The organism is Cupriavidus sp. Agwp_2 (genome assembly GCF_040784895.1).
GTDB lineage: Bacteria > Pseudomonadota > Gammaproteobacteria > Burkholderiales > Burkholderiaceae > Cupriavidus.
Map to the genome: position 1 here is coordinate 3124165 of NZ_CP088083.1, position 26823 is coordinate 3150987.

At 67.1% G+C, this 26823-nt stretch carries 25 protein-coding genes and 1 pseudogene; 12 read left to right on the top strand and 14 right to left on the bottom strand.

Going from position 1 to position 26823, the window contains the following annotated elements; all coding sequences use genetic code 11:
* Positions 1–37: 37 nt before the first annotated feature.
* Entirely contained in the window at positions 38–1036 is a 999-nt protein-coding gene (gap, locus tag LPA45_RS14600; RefSeq protein ID WP_116318123.1) for a type I glyceraldehyde-3-phosphate dehydrogenase, read from the bottom strand.
* Between the two features lie 84 nt (positions 1037–1120).
* Positions 1121–3154: a transketolase gene (gene tkt, locus LPA45_RS14605; protein WP_317920818.1), complete on the bottom strand. Its 2034-nt coding sequence runs from the start codon at positions 3152–3154 to the stop codon at positions 1121–1123.
* Positions 3155–3427: 273 nt separating this feature from the next.
* Between tkt and LPA45_RS14610 the strand changes: the two genes are divergently transcribed.
* From LPA45_RS14610 to LPA45_RS14620, 3 genes are read left to right on the top strand one after another with little or no spacing between them, the layout of a single operon-like run.
* Positions 3428–3856, top strand: a complete 429-nt coding sequence (locus LPA45_RS14610; protein WP_116318125.1) for a glyoxalase/bleomycin resistance/extradiol dioxygenase family protein — start codon at positions 3428–3430, stop codon at positions 3854–3856.
* Entirely contained in the window at positions 3856–4611 is a 756-nt protein-coding gene (locus tag LPA45_RS14615) for a 16S rRNA (uracil(1498)-N(3))-methyltransferase (protein WP_317920820.1), read from the top strand. The genes LPA45_RS14610 and LPA45_RS14615 overlap by 1 nt, the downstream gene beginning before the upstream one ends.
* A 48-nt stretch (positions 4612–4659) precedes the next feature.
* On the top strand, positions 4660–5274 hold the full coding sequence (locus LPA45_RS14620; protein WP_116318127.1) for a YidB family protein: 615 nt from the start codon (positions 4660–4662) through the stop codon (positions 5272–5274).
* Between the two features lie 129 nt (positions 5275–5403).
* Here LPA45_RS14620 and LPA45_RS14625 read toward each other — a convergent pair whose 3' ends face one another.
* The 3 genes from LPA45_RS14625 to LPA45_RS14635 all read right to left on the bottom strand — a co-directional run bounded on the left by LPA45_RS14625 (position 5404) and on the right by LPA45_RS14635 (position 9081).
* Positions 5404–6024, bottom strand: coding sequence for a barstar family protein (locus LPA45_RS14625; protein ID WP_116318128.1), 621 nt, complete (start codon positions 6022–6024; stop codon positions 5404–5406).
* A complete protein-coding gene (locus LPA45_RS14630) occupies positions 6021–6392 on the bottom strand; it encodes a ribonuclease domain-containing protein (RefSeq protein WP_116318129.1) in 372 nt (123 codons plus the stop codon). The genes LPA45_RS14625 and LPA45_RS14630 overlap by 4 nt, the downstream gene beginning before the upstream one ends.
* A gap of 364 nt (positions 6393–6756) precedes the next feature.
* A complete protein-coding gene (locus LPA45_RS14635; RefSeq protein ID WP_116318130.1) occupies positions 6757–9081 on the bottom strand; it encodes an NADP-dependent malic enzyme in 2325 nt (774 codons plus the stop codon).
* A gap of 371 nt (positions 9082–9452) precedes the next feature.
* Between LPA45_RS14635 and thiL the strand changes: the two genes are divergently transcribed.
* From thiL to LPA45_RS14650, 3 genes are all read left to right on the top strand, one after another.
* Positions 9453–10451 (top strand): thiamine-phosphate kinase, encoded by a 999-nt coding sequence (thiL, locus tag LPA45_RS14640; protein WP_116318131.1) that lies wholly within the window; start codon positions 9453–9455, stop codon positions 10449–10451.
* A 136-nt stretch (positions 10452–10587) separates the two neighbouring features.
* Entirely contained in the window at positions 10588–11154 is a 567-nt protein-coding gene (locus tag LPA45_RS14645; RefSeq protein WP_317920823.1) for a phosphatidylglycerophosphatase A, read from the top strand.
* 34 nt (positions 11155–11188) lie between these two features.
* Positions 11189–11686, top strand: coding sequence for a CinA family protein (locus LPA45_RS14650; RefSeq protein ID WP_116318133.1), 498 nt, complete (start codon positions 11189–11191; stop codon positions 11684–11686).
* 99 nt (positions 11687–11785) lie between these two features.
* Here LPA45_RS14650 and pyrF read toward each other — a convergent pair whose 3' ends face one another.
* On the bottom strand, positions 11786–12604 hold the full coding sequence (gene pyrF / locus LPA45_RS14655; RefSeq protein ID WP_116318134.1) for an orotidine-5'-phosphate decarboxylase: 819 nt from the start codon (positions 12602–12604) through the stop codon (positions 11786–11788).
* 232 nt (positions 12605–12836) lie between these two features.
* On the opposite strand from pyrF, the gene LPA45_RS14660 reads away from it, so the two are divergent.
* Positions 12837–13736 carry a DMT family transporter gene (locus tag LPA45_RS14660; protein WP_116318135.1) on the top strand — a complete coding sequence of 300 codons (900 nt, stop codon included), beginning with the start codon at positions 12837–12839 and terminating at the stop codon, positions 13734–13736.
* 547 nt (positions 13737–14283) lie between these two features.
* A complete protein-coding gene (gene corA, locus LPA45_RS14665; protein WP_116318136.1) occupies positions 14284–15246 on the top strand; it encodes a magnesium/cobalt transporter CorA in 963 nt (320 codons plus the stop codon).
* A gap of 21 nt (positions 15247–15267) precedes the next feature.
* Here the strand turns inward: corA and mtgA are convergent, their stop codons facing one another.
* The 8 genes and pseudogenes from mtgA to mpl form a co-directional block, all read right to left on the bottom strand.
* A complete protein-coding gene (gene mtgA, locus LPA45_RS14670; protein WP_317920890.1) occupies positions 15268–15969 on the bottom strand; it encodes a monofunctional biosynthetic peptidoglycan transglycosylase in 702 nt (233 codons plus the stop codon).
* 74 nt (positions 15970–16043) lie between these two features.
* The gene (gene aroE, locus LPA45_RS14675) at positions 16044–16943 is read right to left on the bottom strand and encodes a shikimate dehydrogenase (RefSeq protein WP_376790610.1); all 900 of its coding nucleotides are present in this window, start codon (positions 16941–16943) and stop codon (positions 16044–16046) included.
* Positions 16943–17875: an energy transducer TonB gene (locus LPA45_RS14680; protein ID WP_116318137.1), complete on the bottom strand. Its 933-nt coding sequence runs from the start codon at positions 17873–17875 to the stop codon at positions 16943–16945. Before LPA45_RS14680 ends, aroE begins: the two co-directional genes overlap by 1 nt.
* A gap of 111 nt (positions 17876–17986) precedes the next feature.
* On the bottom strand, positions 17987–20101 hold the full coding sequence (locus LPA45_RS14685) for a ribonuclease catalytic domain-containing protein (protein WP_116318138.1): 2115 nt from the start codon (positions 20099–20101) through the stop codon (positions 17987–17989).
* A 242-nt stretch (positions 20102–20343) separates the two neighbouring features.
* Positions 20344–21081: pseudogene (gene fabG / locus LPA45_RS14690) on the bottom strand (3-oxoacyl-ACP reductase FabG); the annotation flags it as partial.
* The gene (locus LPA45_RS14695) at positions 21078–21740 is read right to left on the bottom strand and encodes a chorismate lyase (RefSeq protein ID WP_317920825.1); all 663 of its coding nucleotides are present in this window, start codon (positions 21738–21740) and stop codon (positions 21078–21080) included. The gene LPA45_RS14695 and the pseudogene fabG, both read right to left, overlap by 4 nt.
* The gene (locus LPA45_RS14700; protein ID WP_116318141.1) at positions 21737–22351 is read right to left on the bottom strand and encodes a YqiA/YcfP family alpha/beta fold hydrolase; all 615 of its coding nucleotides are present in this window, start codon (positions 22349–22351) and stop codon (positions 21737–21739) included. The genes LPA45_RS14695 and LPA45_RS14700 overlap by 4 nt, the downstream gene beginning before the upstream one ends.
* Before the next feature lie 16 nt (positions 22352–22367).
* On the bottom strand, positions 22368–23756 hold the full coding sequence (gene mpl / locus LPA45_RS14705; protein ID WP_317920827.1) for a UDP-N-acetylmuramate:L-alanyl-gamma-D-glutamyl-meso-diaminopimelate ligase: 1389 nt from the start codon (positions 23754–23756) through the stop codon (positions 22368–22370).
* A 200-nt stretch (positions 23757–23956) separates the two neighbouring features.
* Here mpl and LPA45_RS14710 point away from each other — a divergent pair, with 200 nt between their 5' ends.
* The 4 genes from LPA45_RS14710 (at position 23957) to accB (ending at position 26582) form a co-directional block, all read left to right on the top strand.
* Complete coding sequence (locus LPA45_RS14710; protein WP_116318143.1) at positions 23957–24658, top strand: UDP-N-acetylmuramate--alanine ligase; 702 nt, start codon at positions 23957–23959, stop codon at positions 24656–24658.
* Between the two features lie 51 nt (positions 24659–24709).
* Positions 24710–25258: a TlpA disulfide reductase family protein gene (locus tag LPA45_RS14715; protein WP_116318144.1), complete on the top strand. Its 549-nt coding sequence runs from the start codon at positions 24710–24712 to the stop codon at positions 25256–25258.
* A gap of 196 nt (positions 25259–25454) precedes the next feature.
* Positions 25455–25952, top strand: coding sequence for a type II 3-dehydroquinate dehydratase (gene aroQ / locus LPA45_RS14720; RefSeq protein WP_116318145.1), 498 nt, complete (start codon positions 25455–25457; stop codon positions 25950–25952).
* Positions 25953–26120: 168 nt separating this feature from the next.
* A complete protein-coding gene (gene accB, locus LPA45_RS14725; RefSeq protein WP_116318146.1) occupies positions 26121–26582 on the top strand; it encodes an acetyl-CoA carboxylase biotin carboxyl carrier protein in 462 nt (153 codons plus the stop codon).
* Positions 26583–26823 lie beyond the last annotated feature (241 nt).

The following is a 26823-nucleotide window of genomic DNA, read 5'->3' on the forward strand; positions in this document are numbered from 1 at the left end:
GCCCGAAGGCGCGTTTTTTTACTGCAAGACTGCCGGATTACTTGGCCACCACGCGCGCCATTTCCAGGCACTTGTTCGAGTAGCCCCACTCGTTGTCGTACCAGCTCACGACCTTGATGAAGGTACCGTCCAGTGCGATGCCGGCTTCAGCGTCGAAGATCGAGGTGCGTGCATCGCCGCGGAAATCCGTGGCGACAACCTTGTCTTCGGTATAGCCCAGCACGCCCTTCAGCGCGCCCTGGCTCTGAGCCTTCATCTCGGCGCAGATTTCTTCGTACGATGCCGACTTTTCCAGTTCGACGGTCAGGTCGACCACGGACACGTCCGAGGTCGGCACGCGGAACGACATGCCGGTCAGCTTCTTGTTCAGCTGCGGAATCACCACGCCCACGGCCTTGGCAGCGCCGGTCGACGACGGGATGATGTTTTCCAGGATGCCGCGGCCGCCGCGCCAGTCCTTGTTGGACGGGCCGTCAACGGTCTTCTGCGTGGCGGTGGCAGCGTGCACGGTGGTCATCAGGCCGCGCTTGATGCCCCACTTGTCGTTCAGCACCTTGGCCACCGGTGCCAGGCAGTTGGTGGTGCAGCTGGCGTTCGAGACGATCGCTTCGCCCTTGTACGTTTCGTGGTTCACGCCGTACACGAACATCGGGGTGTCGTCCTTGGACGGGGCCGACATGATCACCTTCTTGGCGCCCGCGTCGATGTGCTTCTGTGCGCCTTCCTTGGTCAGGAAGATGCCGGTCGACTCGATCACCACGTCGGCGCCGACTTCGCCCCACTTCAGCTCGGCCGGATCCTTGACGGCGGTCAGGCGGATCTTCTTGCCGTTGACGACCAGGGTGTTGCCGTCGACCGACACTTCGCCGTCAAAGCGGCCGTGCACCGAGTCGTACTTCAGCATGTAAGCCAGGTAGTCGGGCTCGAGCAGGTCGTTGATGGCAACGACTTCGATGTCCTTGAAGTTGGCGGCGGCGGCGCGGAACACCATGCGTCCGATGCGGCCGAAGCCGTTGATGCCGATCTTGATGGTCATGACTGTCTCTCCTGAGGATCGATGAAAACCGGTGGGCGCCGCTGCTGCCGCGCGGCGCACCGCGCGACTCCAGCGCCCGGATGCTTAGATAAGGGTGTCTTTCACCGTACGCACGACGTTGTCGACGGTAAAGCCGAAGTGCTTGAACAGCACGCCGGCCGGCGCCGATTCGCCGAAGGTGTCGATGCCCACTACCGCTTGGACCTGGTACTTCCACCAGAAGTCCGTCACGCCCGCCTCGACCGCCACGCGCGGCACGCCGGCCGGCAGCACGCTGGCCTTGTAAGCGGTGTCCTGCTTGTCGAACACGGTGGTCGCCGGAACCGACACCACGCGCACGTGCACGCCTTCCGCAGCCAGGTGCTCGGCCGCGCCCACGGCCAGGCCTACTTCCGAGCCGGTCGCCAGGATCACGGCGTCCGGATTGCCGGTCTGCGGGTTGACGCTGTCGCGCAGCACGTAGCCGCCACGCGCGATATTGGCGCGGGTGGCGTCGTCGCGTTGCTGGAACGGCAGGTTCTGGCGGCTGAAGATCAGGCAGCTCGGGCCGTTCTCGCGGCGGATCGCCTCGGCCCAGGCCACGGCGGTCTCGGTGGTGTCGGCGGTACGCCAGACGTCCATGTTGGGGATCAGGCGCAGGCTGGCGACGTGCTCGATCGACTGGTGCGTCGGGCCGTCTTCGCCCAGGCCGATCGAATCATGGGTGAACACGAACAGCGAGCGGATCTTCATCAGCGCCGCCATGCGCAGGGCGTTGCGGCTGTAGTCCGAGAAGGTCAGGAAGGTGGCGCCGTAGGGGATGTAGCCACCATGCAGCGTGATGCCGTTCATGATGGCGCTCATGCCGAACTCGCGCACGCCGTAGTTGATGTGGTTGCCCCAGGCATCCACGCGCACGGCCTTGCTGCCGGACCAGTTGGTCAAGTTCGAGCCGGTCAGGTCGGCCGAGCCGCCGAGGAACTCGGGCAGCACCGGGCCGAAGGCCTCGATGGTGTTCTGGCTGGCCTTGCGGGTGGCGATGGTCTCGGACTTTTCCTCGCACTTGGCGATAAAGGCTTCGACGGCGGCATCGAACGAACCAGGCAGCTCGCCCTTCATGCGTCGGGTGAATTCGCCGGCTTCATACGGGTGGCGCTCGGCATAGGCGTCGAACAGTGCGGTCCAGGCCCGCTCCAGGGCCTGGCCGTTGGCCTTGGCGTCCCACGCGTCATAGACGTCGCCCGGCACTTCGAACGGGGCGTGGGCCCAGCCCAGCGCCTCGCGCGTGGCCAGCACTTCGGCGCCGCCCAGCGGGGCGCCGTGCACGTCATGGCCGCCTTCCTTGTTGGGCGCGCCCTTGCCGATCTTGGTGCGGCAGCAGATCAGGGTCGGCTTGTCGCTGGCCTTGGCCTGCGAGATCGCGAGGTCGACGGCGGTGACGTCATGGCCGTCGATGCCGCGGATCACGTTCCAGCCGTAGGCTTCGAAGCGCTTCGGGGTGTCGTCGTTGAACCAGTGCACGACGTCGCCGTCGATCGAGATGCCGTTGTCGTCCCACAGCGCAATCAGCTTGTTCAGCTTGAGCGTGCCGGCCAGCGAGCTGGCCTCGTGCGAGATGCCTTCCATCAGGCAGCCGTCGCCCAGGAAGACATAGGTGTGGTGGTTGACGATATCGAAGCCGGGGCGGTTGAATTCTTCGCCCAGCAGGCGTTCGGCCAGCGCCATGCCGACCGCGTTGGTGATGCCCTGGCCGAGCGGGCCGGTGGTGGTTTCCACGCCGGGGGTGATGCCATATTCCGGGTGGCCGGCGGTCTTGCTGTGCAGCTGGCGGAAGTTCTTCAGCTCTTCAACCGGCAGGTCGTACCCGCTCAGGTGCAGCAGCGCATAGATCAGCATCGAGCCATGGCCATTGGACAGCACGAAGCGGTCGCGGTCGGCCCAGTGCGGGTTGGCCGGGTTGTGCTTCAGGTGCCGGCCCCACAGCGCCACGGCGATATCCGCCATGCCCATCGGCGCACCGGGGTGGCCGGAGTTGGCCTGCTGGACGGCGTCCATGGCAAGCACGCGGATGGCATCGGCCATCAGCTTGGCGGGCTGGGAAGCAAAGGGACTCGTGGCGGGATGGGCTAGGGCGGACATTCGGGCGGTCTTGGACGTGAGCTTGGACGCGGCGGGCGTGAGCCTGTCGGCGGGAAAACCGCAATTTTAGCAGAAGCTAAGGGGTTTTCCGGACTCCCGGACACCGGCGGCGGGCATGCCTCGGGGATCACCCGCGGGCCGGGCGCGGGCCGCTGCACTGCACTTCGACAGCGCCGCGCCACGCGCGTAAGATGCACACTCGCACCGCGCGGCCCCGCTTAGTGACAGACAGCGACTGACCGCGCCGGGTTTCCCGCATGACAGGAGACGATCATGAGCAGACCGGCCAACACCCCCTGGCTCACCCCCTACCTGACCGTCGCCAACGGGCGCGACGCACTGGATTTCTACAGCCGCGCCTTCGGCTTTGCCGCCGGCAATGTGGTCGATGAAAACGGCGTCCCGACCCACGCCGAAATGCACTACCAGGGCGAACTGGTGGTGATGTTCGCACCCGAAGGCGCCTGGGGCAGCACCGCCCGCACGCCCCGCTCGCTGGGCGTGGAGTGCCCGCAAACCTTCTATGTCTACTGCGACGATGTCGACGCGATGCACCAGCGCGCGGTCGATGCCGGCGCTGTCAGCCTGATGGCCCCCGCCGACCAGTTCTGGGGCGACCGCTACTGCATGGTCGAAGATCCGGACGGCTACCGCTGGGGCTTCGGCAAGTCACTGGATCAGGACGGAGGCCAGGCAAGCTGATGGCCCCGCGTTTCTTTGTCGGCGGCGCGGAAGCAATCCTCGCCGCCGAAGCCGATTTCCCCCTGCCCGAACCGGTGGTACGCCACGCCCAGGTGTTGCGCCTGGCGCCCGGCGACGCCATCACGCTGTTCGACGGACGCGGCGGCAGCCACGCCGCCACCCTGCTTGAACTGGGCAAGCGCCATGCCGTGGCGCGCATCGGCGCGCACGACGCGGCCGAGGCCGAGCCGCCCTTCCGTGTCACGCTGGCGCAAGGTCTGGCCGGCGGCGACAAGATGGACTGGCTGATCGAGAAGGCAGTCGAACTCGGCGTTGCCGCGATCCAGCCGCTGCAGGCCAACCGCTCGGTGGTGCGCCTCACCGGCGAACGCGCGCAAAAGCGCCAGGCGCACTGGCAGGCGCTGGTGCAGGCCGCATGCGAACAATGCGGGCGCAATCGCTTGCCGGCAGTGGCCGCGGTCGCTAACTTTGAGACATGGCTGGCGCAGTCCGGCAGCGGCGCCGGGTCACGCCTGCTGGTGTCGCCGCGTGCGGAGCAATCGCTGCCGGTGTACGTGGCTGAGCGCCGCGAGGCATTGCTTGCCGATGGCGTCACGCTGCTGATCGGCCCGGAAGGCGGGCTGTCACCCGATGAGGAACAAGCAGCGCGGCAAGCCGGCTTTACCGGCGTGTCGCTCGGCCCGCGCATCCTGCGTACCGAGACCGCCGGGCTGGCCTGCCTGGCGACGCTCAACGCCGTGCTTGGCGGTTTCTGACGGCGGCGGCCATCCGGCCAGCGCCAACCTTGACTGAAGGAGTCGACCATGGGACTACTCGATAGCGTGCTGGGCGGCGTGCTTGGGCAACTGGGCAATACCCGCGGCGAAGACGGCAGCGCCGGCGGCGGCGGGCTCAACCCGAAGCTGATGATGGCGCTCGGGCTGCTGGCGATGCTGGCAATGCGCAACCGTGGCCAGGAAAGCGGCACCGCAGCGCCGGTCGACGATGGGCTGGGCGGCCTTGGCAGCCTCGGCGGCTTGCTGGGTGGCGTGCTCGGCGGCAATGCCAGCGCGCCCGGCGCCACCGGCGGGCTCGACCTGGGTTCCTTGCTGGGTGGTCTGCTTGGCGGCCAGGGCGGCGCCCCGGCCAACAGCCAGGCACTGGGCGCTGCCGCAGGCGGCATCGGCGCGCTGCACCAGATCCTGGCGCAAGCCGGGCTGGGCGAGCAGGTGGATTCGTGGATCGGTACCGGCGCCAACCAGCCGGTTACGCCGTCGGCGCTGAGTGACGCGCTGGGCGGAACCGGTGCGCTGGACACGCTGGCGCAATCGACCGGGATGTCGCAGGACGACGTGGCAGCGCAACTGAGCGAAGGGCTGCCCGAGCTGATCGACCGGCTGACACCGCACGGGCATGTCCCTGCACAAGAACAGCCATGAAAAGGGCCAACGGTGGGTGCACCCAACCGCCCAGCTAACCTAAGCGGGAAAGGAGAGCAAACCCGCAGTACGCAGAGCCTTCAAATGCAAAAAGCCCGCAATTGCGGGCTTTTTGCTTGATCAGGCCGGTCAGGCGAACGAGTAGAACACTCGGAACTGCACCTTGCGCTCGCCCCAGAACTCGGCAGCGTCGCGAAACACGTCGAGCAGCACCTCACGCGCCTCTTTGTCGAACTTCTGCGCGATCGGCAGGCCTTCCAGCACGATCACGAAACCCGGCTGCGGCCCGGCCTTGTAGATCAGGTCGGTCAGGCAATCCGCCAGCGCATCGAAGTTCTTGCCAAAATGCTTGGGGAAGATAAACGACGTTGCAATCGTTTCCAGGATTTCGGCCTTGCTGGCGCAATGCGCGCAGTTGGCATACAGGAAATGCTGGCCGAGATCCGCGGCCGCCTGGGCCAGCTCCGGCACGCGGAAGGCGCGGATTGACTGGACGATGTTCGGACGCACCGTCTTGAACAGGTTCATGGCCCCCTCGCTGGTGCCGTCAGCCCAGCCCTCACCGGCCGGCATGGCTACGGGCGCGTTCGCGGGCGGGAGTTTGTGCGTGAGCTCTTGGCGCTGCGGAATCATCAGCACGTTGTCGTATAGGTTCTGGGCCTGCTGCTGAGCCCGCTGCCAGCCATCTCCGGCGCCGCGCTCTTCGCGGGCGGCAAGGGCGTCGCCCAATCCGAAAATGTCAGTCATCATTTGAGTATCCGTTTGAAGCTGTTGTAGTGGTCTTCCGTGTAGTAACAATCGTTGGCAGCGCGCTGTTCCCCGCCGCATACGATCCGCCTGGCTCCCCGGTTCCGGCTTCTGGCGCTCTTTACCGTGTACTCGCGGTAGTACCCGCGATCTTTTTGCGGCAGGAGGCGTTCGTAGTTGCCGAACCTGGTTCCGTCCTTGTCATACGGGAACGGGCCGCCGGATTCGATGCGCTCCAGGGTCTGCCGTGCTTCGTTGGGCAACTGCTGCACTGCAATGGTTCCCATGCCTTCGGTCTGCGCCTGTCGCGCCAGCGCCGGCTGTGCCAGGGCCAGCACCAGCGCCGCGCCGGTCATCGACCGGGCCAGCATCCGCACTGCCTGCCGCATCAAAGGTACTTGGGAAACCACGTTGCTTGTCTTGTTGAACCGGAAATCGAGCCTGCCGCTGTTTGGGTAGACGATCTGTCCGGGCCACCCTGGCCGGCAACCTCGCGCGCCTTGTCATGCACGCGCCGGATGCCAACCGCACCGGGGCGCTCATGGCGAGCGCCTGTATCAAAGGCGTAAGGTTACGCGCATGCACGCAATTAATCAATCCCGGCCCTGTCGCCGCGGGAATTCCTCAATTGTTTCAATATGTTAGGCGTATGTGTGCGCATACTAACCATTATCGTCCAGTGACAAAAAAGCCGGGCGAACCCGGCTTTTCCGCAAGCTTGCAAGGCAGGTTGGCTTAACGCTTGGCAGCAGCGTCCACCACCACCAGCGAGGTCATGTTGACGATGCGGCGCACCGTTGCCGACGGCGTCAGGATGTGCACCGGCGCCTTCACGCCCAGCAGGATCGGGCCGATCGCCACGTTGTTGCCCGCGGCAACCTTGAGCAGGTTGTACGAGATATTGGCGGCGTCGATGTTCGGGCATACCAGCAGGTTGGCTTCGCCCTGCAGCGTGCTGTCCGGCACCAGCTGGTCGCGCAGCTTCTGGTCGAGCGCGCTGTCGCCGTGCATTTCACCGTCGACTTCAAGTTCCGGCGCGCGCTCGCGCAGGATGGCGAGCGTATCGCGCATCTTGCGGGCCGAAGGCGCCTCGGAGGAGCCGAAGTTGGAGTGCGACAGCAGGCCAACCTTGGGCTCGATACCGAAGCGCTTCAGTTCTTCGGCAGCCATCAGCGTGATCTCGGCCAGTTCCTCGGCGGTCGGGTCCACGTTGACGTGGGTGTCGACCAGGAAGATCTGGCGGCCCGGCAGCACCAGGCCGTTCATGGCCGCGTAGACCTTGCCGCTGCCGCCCAGCACCTGGTCGATGTAGCGAAGGTGCGCCGCGGTGGTGCTGACGGTGCCGCAGATCATGCCGTCCGCCTCGCCCTGCTTGACCAGCATGGCGCCGATCAGCGTGGTGCGGCGGCGCAGTTCCAGCTTGGCGTACTGGGGCGTGATGCCCTGGCGCGCCATCATGCGGTAATACGCGTCGGAGTAGTCGCGGAAACGCTCGTCGTGCTCGGGATTGACCACGGTGAAGTCCACGCCGGCGCGCAGGCGCAGGCCGAAACGCTCGATGCGGTGCTGCAGCACGGCCGGGCGGCCGATCAGGATCGGGTTGGCCAGCTTTTCATCGACGATCACCTGCACGGCGCGCAGCACGCGCTCTTCTTCGCCCTCGGCGAAGACGATGCGCTTCTTCTCCATTTCGACCTTGCGCGCAGCGGCGTAGATCGGCTTCATCAGCGTGCCCGAGTGGTACACGAACTGCTGCAGCTGCAGGCGGTAGGCGTCCATGTCCTCGATCGGACGGGCGGCCACGCCGGACTTCATCGCGGCTTCCGCCACGGCCGGCGCCACCTTGACGATCAGGCGCGGATCGAACGGCTTCGGGATCAGGTATTCCGGGCCGAACGACAGGTCCTGGATGCCATAGGCGGTGGCAACGATGTCGCTCTGCTCCTGGCGCGCCAGCTCGGCCAGCGCGTTGGCGGCGGCGATCTCCATCTCGCGCGTGATGGTGGTGGCGCCGCAATCCAGTGCACCACGGAAGATGAACGGGAAGCACAGGACGTTGTTGACCTGGTTCGGGTAGTCGGTACGGCCGGTGGCCATCACGGCGTCCGGGCGCACTTCCTTGACCAGCTCCGGCGCGATTTCCGGGTTCGGGTTGGCCAGTGCCAGCACCAGCGGCTTGTCGGCCATGCGCTGCACCATGTCCTGCTTGAGCACGCCTGCGGCGGACAGGCCCAGGAAAATGTCGGCGCCGTCGATGACTTCGCCCAGCTTGCGCTTGTCGGTCTTCTGCGAGAAACGGGCCTTTTCCGGGTCCATCAGCTCGGTACGGCCTTCATAGACCACGCCGGCCAGGTCGGTCACCCAGATGTTTTCGATCGGCAGCCCGATGTCGACCAGCAGGTCCAGGCAGGCCAGCGCGGCCGCGCCGGCGCCCGAGGCCACCAGCTTGACCTTCTTGATGTCCTTGCCGACCACCTTCAGGCCGTTGATGATGGCCGCGGCCACCACAATGGCGGTGCCGTGCTGATCATCATGGAAGACGGGGATCTTCATCTTCTCGCGCAGCTTGCGCTCGACGTAGAAGCACTCCGGTGCCTTGATGTCTTCCAGGTTGATGCCCCCGAAGGTCGGCTCCAGCGCGGCGATGATCTGGACCAGCTTCTCCGGGTCCTTCTCGTCGACTTCGATATCGAACACGTCGATACCGGCAAACTTCTTGAACAGGCCGGCCTTGCCTTCCATCACCGGCTTGGAGGCCGCGGCGCCGATGTCGCCCAGGCCCAGCACGGCGGTGCCGTTGGTAATCACGGCGACGAGGTTGCCGCGCGCGGTGTAGCGGAACGAGTTGGCCTGATCGACAACGATTTCTTCACAAGCGGCGGCCACGCCCGGCGAGTAGGCCAGGGCCAGGTCGCGCTGGTTCGACAGCGGCTTGGTCGGGGTGACGGAAATCTTGCCGGGGGTCGGAAACTCGTGATACTCGAGCGCCGCTTTGCGCAGCGCCTCACGCTGCTGCTGTTTCAGATCGTCTTGGGACGGGGACTGCTGAGGGCTGGTCATCGGCGCATTTTCCAATCGGTGGAGCCGTCATTGAACGTGGCGGGGACGATCGGCGGACCGGCTCCACGTGTCCGCCCTTCTCTTCCTTTGGAACCCAGCATTTTATATAGTGAAATACTATTTCACAATAAGCCTTTTGCTTGGGGCACCTTTGCGATTCGGTACAATATGCCCCATCCCACGGGGCAATACCAGCAAGCGTAGCGCCGCACGGCCCATGGCTGGTAACTCGCTGCGGTCACGGCTGTCATGCGCGGCAGTATCTTGCTGAAACGATGCCGGCGCCGCAACCTGATGCGCCCTTCCGAGTCCTTCCGTCCCTCCGGTGCCTGCCGGCCGGGCAAACCTCTGTCCACTGCCAGCTCGCCGCGATGTCCGACGCCCAGACCGCTCCGCCCGCCCCGCCCGCCCCGCTTTCCGAGTTCGACCTGATCCGCCGCTATTTCACGCGACCGGTGCATAAAGCCGCACTCGGCGTGGGCGACGACTGCGCCCTGATCGAAGGCCGCCCGGGCCACCACCTCGCCATCAGCACCGACATGCTGGTCAGCGGCCGCCATTTCTTCCCGGACGTTGCGCCGCGCGCGCTCGGCCACAAGGCGCTGGCGGTCAACCTGTCCGACCTTGCCGCGATGGGAGCCGAGCCGCGCGCGTTTACGCTGGCGCTGGCCCTGCCCGAGGCCGACCCCGCATGGCTGGCCGACCTGGCCGACGGCATGCTGGCGCTGGCCGACGCCCACGGCTGCGAACTGGTCGGCGGCGACACCACGCGCGGCCCGCTGACGTTGTCGCTGACGGTCTTTGGCGACGTCCCGCTTCGAACCGCGCTGCGCCGCGACGCGGCACGCCCGGGCGACGATATCTGGATTTCCGGCACGCTTGGCGACGCGCGCCTGGCGCTGGGCGACTGCCGTGGCGAATGGCTGCTGCCAGAGCCCGACTTCACCCGGGTACGCCCGCGCATGGATACGCCGACCCCGCGCGTGGCGCTGGGCATGGCGCTGCGCGGCGTGGCACATGCCGCACTCGATATCTCCGACGGCCTGATTGGCGACCTGGGCCATATCCTGGCCCGCTCGCAGGTCGGCGCGCTCGTCGATGTCGACGCCCTGCCGCGCTCGGCGGTGCTGGCCAGCCAGCCCGAAGCGATCCAGCGCGCATGCACGCTGGCTGGCGGCGACGACTACGAGCTGTGCTTCACCGCGCCGGCCGGCAACCGTGACGCCATCGCCGCGATCAGCGAGCGGCTTGCACTGCCGCTGACCCGCATCGGCGCGATCACGCCGGAGCCGGGCCTGCGCCTGGTCGACAGTGCCGGCAACCCGACCCGCTACACCGGCGCCAGCTTCGACCACTTCGCCTCCTCCTGACACGGGGGCACAGGCGTGTCATGATGCCGGCATCGGCGCGTGCCGCGCGGGAACGGGAGTCCCGCCTCCGGCAGCAGTAACAGCAGCAAGCCGGCCATAACCATAAGCAGCATCCGCATCACACGAGCCAACCTTGATGTCCACCACCCCCTCCGGAGCCGCCACGCGCGACCCCGCCATGACCCTGGAAGCCGGCCAGACCGTCAAGGTCACGCGCCCGACAGCGCGCTTCATGCTGGCCCATCCAGCCCACCTGATCGCCTTCGGCTTCGGCTCGGGCCTGTCGCCGGTCAGCCCCGGCACGGTCGGCACGCTTTACGCGTGGCTGTCGTTCGTGGTGGTGTCGCTGTGGATCGAGCCGACCACCTGGCTGTGGATCATCGGCGGCGGCTTCCTGGTGGGCCTGTGGGCCTGCGCCAGGACTGCCCGCGACATGGGCGTGCATGACCACGGCAGCATGGTGTGGGACGAAATCATCGCCTTCTGGCTGGTGCTGTCCTTTGTCACGCCGACCGGGTTCTGGGGGCAGTTCGCCGCCTTCCTGTGGTTCCGGCTGTTCGATATCGCCAAGCCGGCTCCGATCGGATACTACGACCGCACGCTCAAGGGCCCCGGCCTGCGCGGCGGGTTCGGCGTGATGTTCGACGACATCTTCGCGGCCTTCTATACCCTGCTGGTGTTCGCACTGTGGCGCTCGTTCTGAGCCCGGCCCATTCCAACAAACCCCTGAATTCATCATGTCAGTCAGCCGCCTGCTCGACCAGCTTGCCGTCCAGTCCGGCGTCGCCCTTGCCGAAAAATCCCTGATGCTGGCCACGGCCGAGTCCTGTACCGGTGGCCTGGTCGCCGCCGCCATCACGGATGTTTCGGGATCGTCCGGCTGGTTCGAGCGCGGCTTCGTCACCTATTCCAACGAAGCCAAGTCCACCATGCTGGGCGTGCCGGTCAAGCTGATCCGCGACCACGGCGCCGTCAGCGAAGAGGTCGCGCGCGCGATGGCGGAAGGCGCGCTGCTGAACAGCCGCGCGCAGGTCTCGCTGGCGATCACCGGCGTGGCCGGCCCCAATGGCGGCACGCCGGAAAAGCCGGTGGGCATGGTGTGCTTCGGCTGGAGCAACCGCATCACTACCCACACCGAGACCCAGCGCTTCCGCGGCGACCGGGGCCAGATCCGGCGCCAGGCGGCGGAGCACGCGATGCGGGGACTGGTGGAGTTGCTGCGCAACGAGGCCTGAGGGCGCTGCCGCTTCCTCTGGCGCCTCACGCGCCCAACAAAAAACCGCGCCAGCCCGGCGCGGTTTTTTTGTTGCTGCATTGTTGCCGTGATCAGCAGTTCAGCCGTGCCGATACCGGTTGATGGTCTCCCGCGTCTGCAGCGCGACATTCCGCGCCGCCGTCGCGAAATCCTTCTCGCGGCTGGCATACAGGATTGCCCGCGACGAGTTGATCATCATGCCGGTGCCATCCGCGGTCCGCCCCGCCTTCACCGTAGCCTCGATATCGCCGCCCTGTGCGCCGATGCCCGGGATCAGCAGCGGCATGTCGCCGACGATCTGGCGCACGCGCGCGATTTCGTTGGGAAAGGTGGCGCCGACCACCAGGCCCATCTGGCCGGTGGTGTTCCAGCGCTCGCGCGCGGCCTCGGCCACCAGCTGGTACAGCGGCTTGCCCTCGATTTGCAGGAACTGCACGTCGGAGCCGCCGGGGTTGGAAGTGCGACACAGCACGATCACGCCGCGGTCCGGGTAGGCTAGGTACGGCTGCATCGAATCGAAGCCCATGTACGGGCTGACCGTGACCGCGTCGGCCTGGTAGCGCTCGAATGCTTCCAGCGCATAGTGCTCGGCGGTCGAGCCGATATCGCCGCGCTTGGCGTCCAGGATCACCGGGATGCCAGGGTGGGCATCGTGGATGTAGTGGATCAACTGCTCGAGCTGGTCTTCGGCGCGCTGCGAGTGGAAATACGCGATCTGCGGCTTGAACGCGCAAACCAGGTCGGCGGTGGCATCGACGATCTCGCGGCAGAACGAGAAGATGGCGCCGCCTGCGCCGGTCAGGGACAGCGGCAGCTTCTGCGGGTCAGGATCGAGCCCGACGCAGAGAAGGGAGTCGTTGCGCTGCCAGGCGGCAGCAAGCTGCTCGATGAATGTCATGGGTACTCGAAAATATCCTGGTGGCGCCGGCGTCTCTTGGAACCCAAGGCAGGAACACAAGGCAGGAACCCAGGGCAAAGTCCCAGGCCGGCACGGTTGGCCGCAGCGGCGTGAAAACCTTTCATCCCTGCAGCATATGTCGTTTCCGGCAATTTTACCCGCTGCGTGCTATCGTTTTGCGCTTCCTCTCAAAACAAAGAGCGGCATCACGCACAGCCGCCACCCCTCCTGCATGTCTCTCGATCGCCGCGGTATTTTCCTGCTTGTCGTCCTGACCCTCGCCTGGGGCATCAACTGGCCCATCATGAAGGTCGGGGTGGCGCACTTTCCGCCCATGGGCTTCCGCCTGTTGTGCATGGCCGGCGGCGTGATCGCGCTGGGCCTGGCGCTGCGCCTGCGCGGCGATTCGCTGGCAGTGCCGCGGCGCGAATGGGGCACGGTGTTCCGGCTGGCGCTGCCCAACATGGTGGTTTGGCACCTGTTCGCGATCTGCGCCGTGAAGATGCTGTCGTCCGGGCGTGCCGCCATCCTCGGCTACACCATGCCGATCTGGGCCGTGGTGTGGGGGTTGGTCTTCTTCCGCGAGCGCATCAGCGGCTTTGCCTGGGTCGGCATCGGCTGCGCGCTGGCGGGCACCGTGCTGCTGCTTTCAGGCGAGATCGGCGCGCTGACCGGCAGTCCCGCCGGCACGCTGCTGATGCTGCTGGCCGCGGCCGGCTGGGGCTTCGGCACCCAGCTGATGAAGCGCACCCAGACCGACGTGCCGATCGGCGCGATGACCTTCTGGATGCTGCTGGCGACCCTGCCCTTCCTGCTCGCCGGCACGCTGCTGCTGGAGCACGGCTGGCGCATGCCGACCGCCGTCGAATGGGGCGCGATCGCCTACAACGCGGTGGTGGTCTTCGCCTTCTGCCACCTGGTCTGGTTCGGGCTGGCGCGCAGCCTGCCGCCGGTGGTGTCGAGCCTGTCGATCATGTTCATCCCCGTGGTCGGCGTCTTCTCGGGCATGTGGCTGCTGGGCGAGCAGCCGCACTGGCAGGACTACGCCGCCATCGTGCTGATGTTCATGGCCTTGTCTTCGGTGATGCTGGCGCCGCTGTTGTGGCGCCGGCTGCGCGGTACCCTGGGCTGAGGCCGCCGGCCCGGGGGCGGCGCGCGACGGCCGCGCCGGCTTCGCGGAGATTTCACTTAACAAGCGCCCCTTCGTTGGGCTACACTCGCGGCCATCACAATCCCGGAGAAATTACGTGGGCAGTAGCATCGGGTGTTCCAGTTGGCGCAGTCGTGCGGCCACTGCGAATGCCATGTCACTGCGGGCTGCGTAACGACGACCCGCCCGGAGCAACCCGGCTCCGCGCTTCGTCGGCCTTGCCCGCAGTCAGAACTGCGGGCGAGTGTCTTTCCGTGCCACCGGCGGCGCCTCCATGCGCGCCCTGCCGTGGCGGATCTTCCCTCTCCCGGCTAGCCAGCCAACCCAGGCAAACGCCATCGTCTTGTCCGCCCTGCCTCGCGCAGCCGCGGGACAGCGCGATCACGCTTGCCCGTGGCCCGGCCTTTCGCGGCTTGCCGCTGGGCCATGACGGGGCATGCGTAATACCTGGGATGCGGCGAGCCGCCTGCGCTTGTCTTCGCGCTTGTCATCGTTTTTCGTCGCAAATCAGCAATAAGGAATCCCGGGGATGATCAACCTGTTCGTCCTGCAGAAAGGCCGGCTTGCCCAGGAGCAAGTCGACGAGCGCAATGAGCTGCTGCAGCACAAGCCGATCTGGATCGATGTCGTCAATCCTGACGACGAAGAGCTGAACTGGATCAAGGAAGCCTACGGCGTCGCCCTTCCCGAACTGGAAGACCTGGGCGACCTGGAGGCGTCGGCGCGCTATTTCGAGGGCGAGGACGAGAATATCCATATCCGCACCGACTTCCTGCTCGACGAGGAAGAGGTCTCGCGCAACGTGCGCGTGGCCTTCGTGCTGACCAAGGACGTGCTGTTCTCCATCCACGACGAAGACCTGCCGGTGTTCCGGCTGGTGCGGCTGCGCGCGCGCATGCGTCCCGGCTCGGTGCGCAACGCCAAGGACGTGCTGATGGACCTCTACGCGACCGATGCGGAATACTCGGCCGACTCGATCGAGGAAGTCTACGAACGCCTGGAAGAAGCCAGCCGCCGCGTGCTGGCCGAGAACGTGACCGATGCCGCCGCGGCCGACGTGCTGGAAACCATCGCCCGCGAGGAAGACTTGAACGGCCGCATCCGCCGCAACGTGATGGACACGCGCCGCGCGGTGTCCTTCCTGATGCGCAGCCAGCTGCTGTCGGCCGAGCAGCAGGACGAGGCGCGCCAGATCCTGCGCGATATCGACTCGATCGAGAACCACACCGCGTTCCTGTTCGACAAGATCAACTTCCTGATGGATGCGACCGTCGGTTTCATCAACATCAACCAGAACAAGATCATCAAACTGTTCTCGGTGGTGTCGGTGGCATTGATGCCGCCCACGCTGATCGCGAGCATCTACGGCATGAACTTCAAGATCATGCCGGAACTGGACTGGGCCGCGGGCTATCCGTGGGCGATCGCGCTGATGGCGGTGTCGGCGGCGATTCCGCTGGTGTATTTCCGCCGCAAGGGCTGGCTGAGCTGAGGCACTGAGGCCCGTCGGGCCTCAGTCCGGCAACGTCGCCGCGCCCATCCGGCGCGCGATGATCCCCGCCTTGGCGCGGAAATTCACCCGCACGTTGGCGCAGTACTCTTTCTTGTCGAAACACTTGGGCGCCGGCAGCGCCGCCGCCAGCCGCGCGGACTGGCCGACGCTGAGCTTGTCGGCACTGGTGCGGAAGTAGTGCTGCGCCGCGGCCTGCGCGCCGAACACGCCCTCGCCCCACTCCACCGAGTTCAGGTAGATCTCGTAGATGCGCTGCTTGTCGAGCCAGAACTCAAGCATCCACGTGATCGCCAGCTCCTGCCCCTTGCGCAGGTAATGCTGCTCGGACGACAGGAACAGGTTCTTGGCCAGCTGCTGCGTGATGGTCGATGCGCCGCGCACGATGCGGCCGCGCTTCTTGTTGCGCTCCCAGGCATCGAGCATGGCATCGAGCTCGTAGCCGGGATGATTGACGAAGCCGGAATCCTCGCTGGCGATCACCGCGCGCTTGAGGTTGCGCGAGATGCGCTCATACGGCACCCACTCGCGTTCCAGCCCGCAGCTCCACAGGTTGAAACCGCACAGCCGCCAGCGCTCGGCACGCATGAAGGTTGTGCTGGACGGGTTGACGTATTGCCAGCTGGCAATCTGCACGAAGAAATACAACTGCATCGCCAGCACGCCCGCGACCACGCAGCCCAGCAAATAGCCGAGCCAGCGCAGCGGGTTCAGCACCGAGCCGGCGGAGGCAGCGCTGGCCGCGCGGTTGCGATTGGCCACGGCAGGCGACGCCCCGCTCAGCCCTTGCGTTCGGCCTGCAGCGCGTCGCGCAGCTCGGCCAGCACGGGAGCGGTGCGGGGACGTACGCCGCGCCAGATGTAGAAGGCTTCGGCAGCCTGCTCGACCAGCATGCCCAGGCCGTCGCTGGTGCGCGCGCCGCAGCGCGCGGCGAACTGCAGGAACACGGTCGGCTCGGCGCCGTACATCATGTCGTAGGCCAGCACGCCTTCGCCCAGCAGGAACTCGGGCAGCGGCGGCACTTCGCCGTGCAGGCTGCTCGACGAGGCGTTGATCACGATGTCGCAGGCCTCGTCCTCGGACAGGCCTTCCAGCGCATCGAGACCGCCGCCCCACAGCTCCACGCCGAACTGGTCGGCCGCTTCGACAAACTCTTCCAGCATGTCTGCGGCACGCGACGCGGTACGGTTGGCCACCACGATGCGCGACGGACGCGCTTCGATCAGCGGCAGCATCGCGCCCATGGCCGCGCCGCCCGCGCCCAGCAGCAGCACGCGCTTGCCTTCGACCAGCGTGTCGAGGTTGTCCTGGATATCGCGCACCAGGCCCACGCCGTCGGTGTTGTCGCCATGGATCAGGCCATCCTCGATCCACAGGGTGTTGACCGCGCCGGCGGCTTCGGCACGCTCGGTCAGGCGGTCGGCCAGGTCATAGGCCTCCAGCTTGAACGGCACCGTCACGTTGCAGCCGTAGCCGCCGTCGGCGAAGAACTTGCGCACGGTATCGGCAAACCCGTCCAGCGGTGCTTCAAGGCGGTCGTATTGCACGGCCTCGCCGGTCTGCTGCGCAAAGGCGGCGTGGATCGCGGGAGAGCGGCTGTGCGAGATCGGATTGCCGATCACCACATACTGGTCCGGCGTGTCCTGCTTGGTATCTGGCGTAGTGTCTGGAGTCATCATCAGCGTGCCTGCAGCCGGGTTTCCAGCCCGCTGCGCGAAAACTTGAAGGTGGAAATGACTTCCAGGATGTCCTGGCGCGCCGCCATTTCCGCGGTGAAGGCGCCGAACGGCGCAGCTGCGCGCACGATCGCCACGGCCTGGCGGTCCAGTGCGGGATCGCCCGAGCTCTTGACCACGTCGATGGCATCGATGTTGTAGCCGTCGCGGTTGTAGCCGAGCTTGCCGAGCCGGTTGACGTTGATCACCAGGATCAACTGGCCATACAGCGGCTTGCCGTTGCGTTGCGGGAAGTCAGTGGTGCCGCGCGCCTCGATCTTGCGGCGCAGCCGGTCGTAGTACTGCGCGTAGTCGACCGCCTGCGCGCTGGTGGCGGTCAGCTGGAAACGCTTGGGCCGCTTGGCGTAGTGCTCGAGGTTGCGGCCGATCTCGGCTTCGAGCTTGGCCATCTCGTCGGTTGAGGTGCGCTCGTCCTGGCCGCGCTGGGGATTGTCCTGGCGCTTCTCGCCGGGCTTGAGCGGCTGGCTGCGCACCGCCGGAGCGGGCTCGCGCGCTTGCGTCAGCAGGCGCTGCTGCTCCAGTTCGAGCTGGTCGACGCGGCGCTGCACCTGGCGCACCAGGTCGCCCTCCTGCGTCACGGTCTGCGCCGGCAGCGGCGTGGTGGCGCGCTGCAGGTCGTGGTCGCCGCCACCGTCCAGGTTGGCCTGCGCCAGCGCGGTAGGGTTGCGCGGCTTCTGCGCCGACTTGGCGTTGACCAGCACCACGTCCAGCGGCGAATCGGTGCGCTTGATCTCGAACACCTCGGGCGCTGCCACCCGCACCATCAGCAGCAGGGCATGCACGGCCACGGAAATGGCCAGCGCCTTGGCCAGCGTACTGCTGTTGTGCCACCTGGCGTGCCACCAGTGGCGGGGAGCGGCGAGTGCGGCGTTCACGATGGCGGGAATTTGGCTCGGAAGGTGCGAAGCGACAGGTGGACGAGCATTCCCGGCAAGCCGGGAATGCCGCTAGGCATTGTAAGTGAGCCCCGCCGATTTCCGAAGGCTTCAGCCGGCGGCGGTGCCGCCGGTGTCGCGCTCAGCCGACGGCTGCGCCGGCGCGTCGCCACCGGCGTCTGCGGCGGCCTCGTCCGAGACCCCTGCGGCCTGCTGGGCGGCCTGCTCTGCGGCGTCTTCCGCGGCGGCCTCGGCAGCGGCTTCGGCCGACACTTCAGCGGCTTCTTCGTCGCTTTCCAGCTCTTCTTCAGGCAACACGCCCTCGCCCGCAAAGATCTCCAGCACGCGGCAGGAGACTTCCAGCGTGATCTCGTCGGTCTCGCCGATCTCCAGCAGCACCTGGGTGCCACGCTGCGCCTGAACCAGTTCGGGCACGCGCGTGACCAGCGGGATCTCGGTAAAGCGCACCGCGCCTTCCTTGAGCACCGCGGCGACCAGGCGCTCGCGGTTCTCCTGCTTGAGCCAGCGCAGGCACCAGTAGCGCTCCATGGTCGACTGGTGGTCGGCATAGGCGGCATAAGTGCCTTCGAAGTCTGCCACGGCTGCCAGCAGGTCGGCGTCCTTGGGCTTGAACGGCGCCACCAGCTTGGCGGTCACGCCATGCTGCGCCACCGCCAGGATCTGCCACTGGTTGACCAGGTCGACGTAGCGGCGCAGCGGCGAGGTGCTCCACGCGTACTGGGCTACCCCCAAACCTTCATGCGGTGCCGGGTAGGTCTGCATGCGGGTGCGATGCATGCCCCACGCCTTCTGCGTGCGGTAGATGCCGGGCACGCCGTTGTCCGCCAGCAGCTTGCCCCACGTGCTGTTGGCCAGGATCATCAGCTCGGCCACGATCTTGTCCAGCGGCGACCCACGCTTGCGCTGCTCGATGCGCACGCGCTGGCTGCCGTCGGGCTGGTCGTCGAGGTAGAAGTTGAAGTCGGCGCGGTTGTGCGTCTCCGGGCGCAGGCCGCTGGCCAGGCGCGCCTTCTGGCGCTCGTCGTAGAGGTAGCCGGCGAAATGCCACAGCTGGGTCAGCGCCTCGCGGAACGGGTAGTCGCCGCTGCCGTCGGCGAGCGAGGCTTCGGTGATGACGTCGTCAAGCAGGTTATGGCGCAGGTTGGCGGCAATCGGCACCATCTCGGCGCGGGTCTCGCTGCCGGTGATCAGCCACACCGTCGGGTCCACCGTCACGTACAGCGACAGCGCCGGGCACACCCGGCCTTCCTGCAGCGTATAGCGCTCTACCACCGGGTCAGGCAGCATGGTGATCTTGTCGCCCGGGAAGTACACCGTTGACAGGCGCTGGCGTGCGATCACGTCGAGCGGCTCGCCGCGGCGGATGCCGAGCGCGGGCGCGGCGATATGGATGCCGATGCGCAGCTTGCCGTCGGGCAGCTTCGTCACCGACAGCGCATCGTCGATCTCGGTGGTGGTGACGTCGTCGATCGAGAACGCCTCGACCTCGGCCAGCGGCAGGTCGGCGGACGGCTCGGGCACGTCGGTATCGGGAAAGCCGGTGCCCTTGGGGAAGCACTCGGCGAGGAACTTGGCCTCGTGCAGCGCACGCGCGCTGGCGACGCCGCCGGCGGCCACCATCAGCCGCATCGGCGACATGCCGAGCGCGGTGCAGGCCGCGTCCATGGCCTTGTATTCCAGGCTGTTCTTGTCCGGCTTGAACAGCAGCTGCAGCACCTTGTTGCGGAACGATTCCGGCAGCGTCAGCGCCTTGAGCTGGTCTTCATATTCGGCCTGCACCAATGCCTGCTGGCGCTTGCGCTCGAGCGCGGCCAGCGCGGCCTTGAGCTGGTCCTCGGGCGCGCGCTGGTAGCGGCCACGCCCCTTGCGGCGGAAGTACACCGGGTTGCCGTGCAGCGCCATCGCAAGCGCCGCCTGCTGCACCGCGCCGGGCTCGGCGCCGTAGTACTCGGCGGCCAGCTCGGCGAAGCCGAACTCGGCCTCAGGGGCACATTCCCACAGGAAGTCCAGGTCGATCTCGGAAACCATGTCGCCGGTCTGGCGGACCAGCTCGATTGCCGACGGCTGCGCAAACTGCAGCAGCACGTCGCGCGACTTGACCTTGGTGCGCTTGCCGGCCGGCAGCTCCACCTGGTAAGCCTCGCCCTGCTGGTTCAGCACGGTGCCGGCGCGGATCTCGCCGCCTTCTTCGAACAGCAACTGCATCGATCGGTACTTTCAGAAATGCGCGGAACCGCATCGGGGCGCCAGGGTGGGCGCAGCGGCGGATCCTGTGGGAGAAATGGTGCGAACGGCATCGGCCCGCGGCGCGCTGCACGCCGCGCCGCGCCGTGGCCACAAGGCCAGGCCGCAGACCCGGAATGATACCGCACCGCCGCTGCGGACCCCGGCGGGCGCCCCGGCGCGGTGCACGCCGCAGGCGCCGGGGCCCGGGCCAGGAACGGCCAGAGCGACATGCCGCCGCTGGCCTCGATGGCGACGCCGTTGACGTAGCTGGCGTCGTCGCTGGCCAGGAAGGCGTAGATGCTGGCGATCTCGGCCGGCTCGGCCAGCCGGCGCAGCCAGCACGACGACTTCATGCCGTCGAGCACCTTGTCGGGCACGGTCTGCAGGATCTCGGTATTGACGAAGCCAGGACACACGGCATTGACGCGCACGCCCTTGGGGCCGAGCTCGCGCGCCCAGGTCTTGGTGAAGCCGATCACGCCGAACTTGCTGGCGGCGTAGTTGGTCTGGCCGAAGTTGCCGTACAGGCCGACCACGCTCGAAGCGTTCAGGATCACGCCCTTGCCCTGCTCCGTCATGATCGTGGCGACTGCCTGGGCGCAGTTGAAGACGCCCTTCAGGTTGACGTCGATCACGGCGTCGAACTGCGCCTCGGTCATCTTGGCCAGGCGCGCGTCCTTGGTGATGCCGGCGTTGTTGATCAGGATGTCGATGCGGCCGTGCGCGGCCAGCACCGCCGCCACCATGGCATCGACTTCCTCGCGGCGGGTCACGTCGACCCGGTACGCCGACACGCCGGTGCCGGTGCCGGCGAGCTGGCTGGCGGCTTCGCGCACGCGCTCTTCGTTGAGGTCGCACAGCACGACGATGGCGCCCTCGGCAGCGAAGCGCTGCGCGGTGGCAAAGCCAATGCCAGCGGCGGCACCGGTGATGATGGCAACCCGACCCTGCAGTTTCATCTTGTTATCTCTTTGATTTCGGTAGTGTGTGAAGCGATGGGGCCGCGGTCTGTGGTGCGCCGGAACATCGGTAGCGCAATCGCCTTGGTCCCCGGGGCTGGCCGTGCCAGCAAGTCTGGCAGGAAGACTTCTGTCACGAGCATCACGCCGTCGCCGCGCCTGAATACCGAGCGGCGCGCCGGCAGCATGGGCAGCGGCGCCATCGCCGGCAGCACGCGCTGCAGCGCCTGGCGCAATGGATGGTGCGGCAGCAGCCGCGCGAACTGGAACGGGTCGCGCGTCACAGCCGGATCGATGAACAGCCGCCCGCCCAGCGGACGCGCGCCCAGACCGCGCAGGAACGGCCAGTCGCGCCGCGCGTGGCGCAGGCGCACCACGGTGTGGGCAAAGACGGCGGGAATATCGTCGCAGATCAGCAGCACTTCGCGCGTCAGCGCCGGAACGCGGTCGTGCTGGCCCAGCACCTGCCACTCATCGGCAAGCGGCCGCAACGGGCGCTGCAGCAACTGCGCCACGCGGAAGCGCTCGGACGCGGCCACCAGCCGCGCGGTCAGCGAACCGTCGTCGCCGGTCACCCAGCGCCGCAGGTTGGGCGTGATCGCCACATCGAAAGCCAGGTGCGAACTCCAGCCGCAGCGGCGCGCGGACTGCGCGCTCATGCCGCGCCTGCGCTTGCAGGCACCTTGCCGCCCGGGCCGTAGCCGCAGAAGGCGAGCACTTCGTCGACGTAGTCGGCAAATTCGCTGATGCCGTGGTCGCTGCCCTCGATCACGCGAATATTCGCGCCGGGACAGGCGGCCACCATTTCACGGTAGTCCAGCACCTCGTCGCCGGTGGCGGCGAGCAGGCAGTAGCGCTCGGGGCGGCTGATGTTTTCCACGCGCAGGTCGAGCAGTTCCTGCAGGTGGCGGCGCTCGACCGTGATCGCGCCACCGCCGTGCCACAGCGGCTGCTCACCCAGATATTGCTCCAGGTCGGTCCACGGATGGATCGCCGGGTTCAGCAGCACAGTCTTGCAGCCATGGCGCTCGCCGAGCCAGCGGGCATAGAACCCGCCCAGCGACGAGCCGACGATGGCAACTTCCTGGTCGCCGCCAGCCTGGGCGGCGCGGATGGCAGCCTCTGCCTGGGCGATCGCCAGCGCCGGCGAGACATTGAGCTCGGGGCAGGCGTAGTAGCGGCCCACGCCCCACTGGCGCATGCGCTCCTGCACCAGCCGGGCCTTGAACGACTGCGGCGAGGAGCGGAATCCGTGCAGGTACAGCAGCATGGCGGTCCCCTGCGGCTCAGGCCGCCGCGGCCAGCGCGGCCAGCAGCTTCTGGTGCACGCCGCCGAAGCCGCCGTTGCTCATCACCAGCACGTGGTCGCCCGGCTGCGCCACGGCGCGCACGGACTGCACCAGCGCGCCCAGGTCCTGGAACGCGGCAGCCTTGTCGCCCAGCGGCGCCAGTGACTCGGCCAGGTCCCAGCCCAGCGCGTCCTTGCCAGCGGGGGCGCCGTAGCCGAACACCAGGTCGGCCTGCTCCAGGCTGGCCGGCAGCTGGGCTTTCATCACGCCCAGCTTCATGGTGTTCGAGCGCGGCTCCAGCACAGCCAGGATGCGGGCACTGCCGACACGGCGGCGCAGCCCTTCCAGGGTGGTCTGGATCGCGGTCGGGTGGTGGGCGAAGTCGTCGTAGACAGTCACGCCACCTACCTCGCCGCGCACCTCCATGCGGCGCTTGACGTTGGCGAAGCGCGACAGCGAAGCGATCGCCTGCTCCGCCGGCACGCCCACGTGACGTGCCGCGGCGATCGCCGCCAGCGCATTCATGCGGTTGTGCGTGCCCTGCAGGTCCCACACCACGGTGCCGGCCACGGCGTTGCCGAACCAGACGTCGAAGGCATCCTTGCCCGTCTGTGCGGAGTGCGCGGTGTGGGCGGCATCGCTCTCGCGCCAGTCGCCTACTCCGAACTGTTCGACCTCGCTCCAGCAGCCGCGCTCGAGCACGCGCGCCAGGCTTTCCTCGACGCCGTTGACGACCAGCCGGCCCTGCCCCGGCACGGTGCGCACCAGGTGGTGGAACTGCGTCTCGATCGCCGTGAGATCCGGGAAGATGTCGGCGTGATCGTATTCCAGGTTGTTCAGGATCGCGGTGCGCGGGCGGTAATGCACGAACTTGCTGCGCTTGTCGAAGAATGCGGTGTCGTACTCGTCGGCCTCGATCACGAAGAAATCGGATTCGGTCACTCGCGCCGAGATGCCGAAGTTCTGCGGCACGCCGCCTACCAGGAAGCCCGGGTTGTAGCCGGCATCCTCCAGGATCCAGGCCAGCATCGACGTGGTGGTGGTCTTGCCGTGCGTGCCGGCCACCGCCAGCACCCATTTGCGCGCCAGCACGTGCTCGCCCAGCCATTGCGGGCCAGACACATAAGGCAGGTTGCGGTCGAGGATGGCTTCCATCAGCGGATTGCCGCGCGAGACCACGTTGCCGATCACGAACAGATCGGGCTCCAGCGCCAGCTGGGCGGGGTCGAAGCCTTCGATCAGCTCGATGCCCTGCGCTTCCAGCTGGGTGCTCATCGGAGGATAGACATTGGCATCGCAGCCGGTGACGCGATGGCCGGCCTGCTTGGCCAGCACCGCCAGGCCGCCCATGAAGGTGCCGCAGATGCCAAGGATATGAATATGCATGGGTTCCCGGGAAGACATGAAGCCCGCAGGCTTGGGGACTCGGCACCCGGCGCTCGCGCGGCGGCAGCGTGGCCGCATGGTGATGGCAGGCCGGGCAGGAAGCCCTCGATTGTACCCGAGCGCGGGCGGCCTTCGCTGCACCGCGGCGCCCGGCTACGGTCCCGTGCAGCGCCCGGCGCGCGCTCCGGTATCATGGGGTAATGAGCCGACGTACCCCGCCCGACCCCACCCGCCTGCGCGAGGAGATCGCCCAGGCCGCCGCCCGCATGATCGCCGAGGACGGCGCCGACTACGCCACCGCCAAACGCAAGGCCGCGCGCCAGGTGCTGGGCGAGCAGCGCGTGCCCGGCGAGTGGCTGCCCGACAACGACCAGGTCGAGGCCGAAGTCCGCGCCTACCAGGCCCTGTTCCACGCCGACACCCAGCCGCGCGTGCTGGCCCTGATGCGCCGGGTGGCGCTGCTGGCCATGGAGGACCTGGCGCCGTTCCGGCCCTACCTGGTGGGTGCCGTGCTGAACGGCACCGCCACCGAGCACTCGGACATCTACCTGCAGTGCTTCTGCGACAGCGCCAAGGACGCCACGCTGCACCTGCTGAACGCCGGGGTCGACTTCGAAACCAGCGAAAGCCGTCACTTCGGCGGCCGCGCCGATGTCGAGACGCTCAGCTTCCTGTGGAAGGGCCAATGGCCTGACCGGCGCGAAGCGCGCCAGCTGGCCGGCGAGGTGCGCGCGGAACTTGGTGTGCCGGTCGGCATCCATATTGCACTGTATGATGCCATCGACGAACGCGGCGCCGTGCGCGCCGACGCCTCCGGACGGCCGGCCCGCGCGGACCTGCAGGCCGTACGCGCGCTGATCGGCGAAGATGCGGGCACCGGCCCGGCCGGAAGCCCGGCCTGAAACGCCGGCCGGCTAAGCTCGCCTACTAATACTCACCAGTCCAGCTTGCCCATGACTGACACCGTCTCCTCGCCCGTCCGCCGCTCCCGCCTCTGGCTGTGGATCGGCGTTGCCGTCGTCGCCTGCGTCGCGGGTGCCCTTGCCGGCCACTTCGTGTTCTCGCCCAAGCCGGCGAACGACCAGGCGGTGGAGGCGTTCTTCCAGGCGCGGCTGCCAGACCCTGCCGGCACCGAGCTGGACCTGGGCAAGCTGCGCGGCAAGACGCTGGTGGTGAACTTCTGGGCACCGTGGTGCGGCCCCTGCGTGGAAGAAATGCCCGAACTGACCGCGCTGCACGAGGAATACAAGAGCCGGCAAGTCGAGTTTGTCGGCATCGGTATTGATTCGGCCAGCAATATTCAGCAGTTCACCAAGAAGGTACCGGTCGCCTATCCGCTCGCGGTTGCCGGCTTCGCCGGCACGGAGCTGTCGCGCAACTTTGGCAACAGCGCCGGCGGCCTGCCCTATACCGTGGTCATCAACCCGGACGGCAGCGTAAAGTACCGCAAGATGGGCCGCGTTACCGCGGAAGAACTGCGCGCGGTGCTGCCGCGCACCTGAGTAAGTTCTTTCGGTATCTCCGGTCAATTTCGGATTTCTCTCGCGATTTGTTCCGTAATCGTAGTTAGCGACCGCGAAAGTGCTGAAAGCGTCGCCTTATGGGGCCCAGCGTCGCCAAGCCTTGTATCCCGCGCTAGACAAATCCCTCTAAGCTACGGTAATCTCCGCGCAATTTCGTTGATCTGGTCGAGCCGCCGTGACTGCAACCCGCTCCATCCGTCGCTCTGCCCGCTACCGCAAGGTGCTGGTCCTGCATGGGCCCAACCTGAACCTGCTGGGCACGCGGGAACCGGAGACCTACGGGTACACCACCCTCGCCGATATCGACGCAGCGCTGGCCGACCAAGCGGCAAAGGCCGGCATTTCCCTGGCTTCGTTCCAGTCCAACCATGAGGGGGCACTGGTCGACCGCATCCACGCCGCGCGCGAGGAAGCCGTCGATTTCATCATCATCAACCCCGCTGCCTACACGCACACCAGCGTGGCCCTGCGCGACGCGCTGGCCGGCGTGGCGATCCCTTTCGTGGAGGTCCACCTGTCCAACGTGCATCGCCGCGAGAGCTTCCGTCACCATTCCTATTTCTCCGACGTGGCTGTCGGGGTGGTCTGTGGGCTGGGATGGCAGGGATACCTGCTGGCACTCGACTATGCGCTTGCCCAGGAACAGCCGCCGCCAGGGAGCCCGGGGCGCTGACCCCTGCCACAATTTTTTGACGAACCTGCGCGCGCCGCCCGGCGGTCCGCGCCCGTTGCGCGTGCTTCGGCACGGCGGGCGCGGCTCTGTGGTGGCCGCCATAACGATTTCTTCCGCCGCAGCCCAGCGGGCAGCGGACCGGACAACCTGATTCAGGAGGATAAGAAGATGGACCTGCGCAAGCTGAAGACGCTCATCGACCTGGTGGCCGAATCCGGCATCTCCGAGCTGGAAGTCACCGAAGGCGACGGCAAGGTACGCATCGTCAAGCAACCGCCGCAAATCGTCGCCGCGCCGATGGCCATGCCCCAGCTGCAGGCACTGCCGGTCGCGCCGGCCGCTGCCCCGGTCGGCACGGCCGCCCCGGCAGCCGACCCGGTTGCGCAGCTGCCCGCCGGCCACATTGTGACCTCGCCGATGGTGGGCACGTTCTACCGTGCGCCGTCGCCGGGTGCCGCCGCGTTCGTCAATGTCGGCGATTCGGTCAAGGAAGGCCAGACCGTCTGCATCATCGAAGCCATGAAGCTGCTCAACGAGATCGAGTGCGACAAGGCCGGCGTCATCAAGGAAATCCTGGTCGAGAACGGCCAGGCGGTGGAATACGGCCAGCCCCTGTTCGTCATCGGCTAAGCCTGAAAGGCATGCCGCGCACAGCGCCGCCAACGGCCGCCCATGCGGCCGCAAGCACAGCACCGGCGCCGCCCTCCAAGGCGTTTCGTGACGCCTGGGACGTTGTGGGCATCGCGGCCCGTTCCGTGCAGTTCCATGCAGTTCCGCGCTTTAGTGCGGCCCGGCGGCCCGCCTGATGGCCGCGCGCCCGATGTGCCGTAGCGGCACGCAGCGGGACCGCTCCCGTTCTCGCAGAGAGAGA